The organism is Mycobacterium sp. (genome assembly GCF_032162105.1).
GTDB lineage: Bacteria > Actinomycetota > Actinomycetes > Mycobacteriales > Mycobacteriaceae > Mycobacterium.
The window spans coordinates 1-4237 of record NZ_JAVRPS010000031.1; the positions used below are offsets into that span (position 1 = coordinate 1).

The following is a 4237-nucleotide window of genomic DNA, read 5'->3' on the forward strand; positions in this document are numbered from 1 at the left end:
ACCGGAACGGGTCGTCGTGCGGGGCGCCGGCCAACCGGGTACCCGGGTGCGCGGCCTCCACGTCGTGCACCACGATGGCGGGGTCGCCGAGCTCGGCGCCGCGCAGCACGGCCTGCAGCCGATCGACCAGGGCGCCGTCGCTGCGCCAGTTGGTGCCCAGCGTCTTCTTGGCTCCCGCGGTCTCGGCGGCCCGCAGGTAGGTGACGATGTCGCCGCCGCGGAACGCATAGATCGCCTGCTTCGGGTCGCCGATCAGGATCACCGTCGACCGACCGCTGAACGCCCGGTCGATGACCTCCCACTGCACGGGGTCGGTGTCCTGGAACTCGTCGACCATGACGATCGGCCACCGTTGGTGCATCCGCAACCGGGCGGGGGAGTGCTCGGCGTGCAGCGCCTTCGCCAGCCGCGTCAACAGGTCGTCGTAGCCCAGGATGCCCATCCGCCGCTTACGTGTTTCCAGCTCGGCGAGAACGTGATTGGCGAACCCGACGCACACCGCTGCCCGCGAGTCGGGGTCCGGGTCGAGTGGCCGCAGCTCCGTCGCCGGATTGTTGACCACCTCGCGGGCCAGCTTGAGCGCGTCGGGATAGGTCAGCTCCGGAGTGTCTCGCTGCTGGCCGAAGTGGGCCAGATAGAGGTCGTCGACGATCTCGGTGACCAGGTCGTTGAGGCTCTCCACCAGGGTGACCCCGGAGTCGGAGTCGCCGGCTACCCCCAACGACTTCAGCACCAACTGGCAGAACTGATGCGTCGTGGCGATGGTCGCGGCGTCGAACCCGGCCAGCGCGTCGCGCAGCCGTTGCCGCCGGGCCACGCGCTCGGCGTCGGTACCCTTCAGCAGGTGCGCGACCAACTGGTTGTCGCCGACCAGCGACGGATCGTCGAAAGCGGCTGCGGCTTGGGTGATTTGCGAGCGGACGCGTTCCCGTAGTTCCTGGCTGGCGGCGCGGCCGAAGGTGATGAGCAGCATTTCGTCGAGCGTCGCCGCGCCGTCGGCGACGTAGCGTGTCACCAACCCGGCCAGCGCGAACGTCTTGCCGGTGCCTGCGCTGGCCTCGAGCACGGTGGTGGATCCCTCGACGGGCAGCGGGTCCGTCAGGTCGAAGCGCTCCATCAGGCGGGGCTCCGTTCGGCGCGCAACATCGGCAGCCAGAGCCGGGCGGCGTACGCACCCAGCCGGTTGTTCTCGCCGTCGTACTCCTCACCGGGCCGCACGGGTTGCATGAGGTCGGCCAACCAGGCGCCCTGCCCCCAGGCCCGCACCTGGGCCTTGTCCTGATCCTCGGCCGGGTAGTTGCCCGACTTCCACTTGTAGGACGCGGCCCGCTCCGGGTCGTCGCCGCTGTGCCGGGCACACGCCCAGGCGTAGGACGTCTTGATGGGCAGGGGGAGCGGCTCACGTCGCCCGGCGTCGTAGATCGCCACCAGGTCATGCAACAGTTCGGCGGCCGGTTCCTGCGGGCGCCCGAGCGCCTCCTGACGCGGCGTGGTGCCGCGCTTCGGTCGACCGATGCAGACCGCCGACCAGTCTCGGCCCGGATGCTGGGAGTACAACGCCAGCAACGGAATCCACGACTCCAGTAGGTGCTTGCCGTCGAGCTTGGAGTAGGTGACCGAGACCAGCCGGTCACCGAAGACCGGCGACACCGTGCCGGTCAACCGGCGCCCGGAGCCCAGGTCGACGTCGACGTCGTAGGCCTGCGCACCGGCATTGCGGTACCGCATGGCGGCGGCCGCCAGCAGGGTGGACTGCTCGCGCAATTCGCCGGCCTTGCGCCAGCCGAGTTGACCGGGCGGCAGGGTGCCGCGGCGCCACTCGGCCTGCCGTGCATCGTCGGGCGTCATGCCGCGAAGCATGTCGGTGAGCATCCGGTCGCCGACCGACCATTCCTCCAAAGCGTCGATGTCGACGGGCATCTCGTCCTCGACGCCGTCGACGTCCCACGGCAGTGTGTAGTCCAGCGCGCGGAAGAAACCCTTGACCGGGTCCTTGAAGAACGCGACCAGATCGGCAAGGGCGACGTCCTCGCTCGGCTGGGCCGGTAGCGGTCCCGAGACGAACTTCGGCTGCTCGTGCCGCTCGCGGGCGCTGGCGCGCGCGGCTTTGAGGACGGTCGAGTCGAACGTGAACGGCACCTCGGGTACCAGCTTGCCTGGGATGACGTTGCGAATGTCGAACGGCTGCAACGGATGATGGACGACGACCCGCTCGCGCACGGCTTCCGGGGTGGTCGCGTCCAACGTGTCCAGCAGCTCGGCCAGCGGGACCGCGGGCGGACGGGATTGGCCCGAGTAGGCGTTGGCACCGGTGTAGGTGATCACCAGTTTCTCGGTCGCGGCCCCGACGGCGTCGAGCAGCAATTGCCGGTCCTCGGAACGGATGTCACGCTCACCCGTCATCGGATTGCGGGCCAGCACGTCGTCGCCGTCGATGACACCGCGACGCGGATACACCCCGTCGTCGAGGCCGACCAGGCACACCACGCGGTGCGGAACCGACCGCATCGGCACCATCGTGCACACCGTCAGCGTGCCGGTGCGGAAGTTCGCGCGGGTGGGCCGTCCGGCCAGGTGGCGTTCCAGCAGCGCCTTGATGTCGGGCAGCCGCATCACGGTGTCCGCGCGGGCCCCGGCGTCGCCAAGCACGTCGCCGAACTCGCGGTCCATCTGACTGCTCTGCCAGGCGTCGGCGTCGGTGATCCGGGTCAACATCGTGATGCCGTCGGTCAATGCCGTCAGCCAGGCCCGCAGCGGCTGCGCACCCGTAAGCGAACGCACCGTCCGCTGCAGCCGGTCGACGAACTCGGCGAGCTGTCCGGCCAGCTCGACGCGATTGCTGCTCACGTCGTCCAGCGGCAGCGTGGCATCGATCCAGGCGTGCGCGTCGTCGGACATCGCCACGCCGGCCAGCACCCGGTCGATGCCGAAACGCCATGTGTTGTGCACGAAGTCGACGCCGTAGGGCTGGCGGTGTTCCTGATCGAAGCCCCACCGGACGTTGGCCTGACGGACCCAGCGGGTGATGTCCTCGAGGTTGTCGTCGGTGAAGCCGAAGCGGGCGCGCACCGGGGCGGACTGGGCGAAGTTGAGCACCTCGCTCGCCGTCACCCGGTTGCCCGCCAGGCTCAGCAGCTGCGTCGCCACGGCGAGCAACGGGTTGGTCTGCACCAGTGAACGGTCCGCGAGGCGCATCCGCAGTTGGTGTGCCGGATGCGCGCCGTGCAGGACGTCACCGAGCCCGAAGTCGGCGTTGATCAACGGTGCGTAGGTCTCGATGTCGGGGCACATCACCAGGATGTCGCGTGGCTCCAGCGTCGGATCGTCGGCGAGCAGTCCGAGCAGCACCTCCCGTAGCACGTCCACCTGCCGCGCCGGTCCGTGGCACGCGTGCACCTGCACCGAGCGATCCGTCGCGACGAGTGTCCGGCCTTGGGGCCGAACGGCATTCGCGGCGATGTCGGACTGCAGCCAGCCGAGCAGGGTGTCCGGGCGGTCACTGCCGCCGAGCTGTTCGTCGGTCTCGACGTCGGCGGGCAGGCTGCGCTGCAGCTCGCGCAGATCCCTCCCGAGGGTGGCTAGCAGCGGATGGCCCACCGAGCGGTGGCTGGTGTCGTCGCGGCGTGGAATCGCCCCGCGCAGGTCCCCGAGCGTGCGCCACAGGTCGTCGCTGGGATGCGGCAGCCACAGGTGCAGGTCGTGGTGGGTGGCCAGCGCGGTGATCAACTCGATCTCGGTGCGGGGCAGCCTGGTGTGGCCGAACAGCGAGAGCCGCGGCGGCAGGGTAAGAGGCGATTCCTGAAGGCGCGCAACGGTTTTCTGCTGCCGGACGTGCGGCGGGTCGGCGTGCACGCGGCCGGTCAGCGCCTGCCATAGCGGTGGTTGCCAGTCGAGGTCGCTGGGCAGGTCGGCGCTGTGGCCGTCCAGCCAGTCGACGAGCAGCTGCGGGCGTTGGCTGGCATACGACGCGAACAGCCCGGCAATGCGGCGCGCGACGGCGTAGCGCCGCCCCAGCCGCAGCTCCCTCTCCTCGTCGCTGGTCTCGAAGCGGCCGAGGTGGGTGGCCAGGGTCTGACACCACGCTTCGTCGAGGCTCTCGTCGATCACTTCGAGCAGCGGCCAGACCATGGCGTCCGGCGCCCATGGGTCGTCATCGGCGGTGCCGGTGATCTCCGCGATCAGCGAGCGCGGATTCCTGAACTCGACGCCTGCGCACCCCCCGTCCGCCCCAGCGCCG

At 69.9% G+C, this 4237-nt stretch carries 2 protein-coding genes; both read right to left on the reverse strand.

Features of this window, described 5'->3' with window-relative positions:
- Window positions 1–1117: UvrD-helicase domain-containing protein (locus tag QOC69_RS01275; RefSeq protein WP_526435577.1), on the reverse strand; the 1117-nt coding region annotated here is incomplete at its 3' end.
- A partial coding sequence (recC, locus tag QOC69_RS01280; RefSeq protein WP_526435579.1) for an exodeoxyribonuclease V subunit gamma occupies window positions 1117–4237 on the reverse strand: 3121 nt, incomplete at its 5' end. The genes recC and QOC69_RS01275, both read right to left, overlap by 1 nt.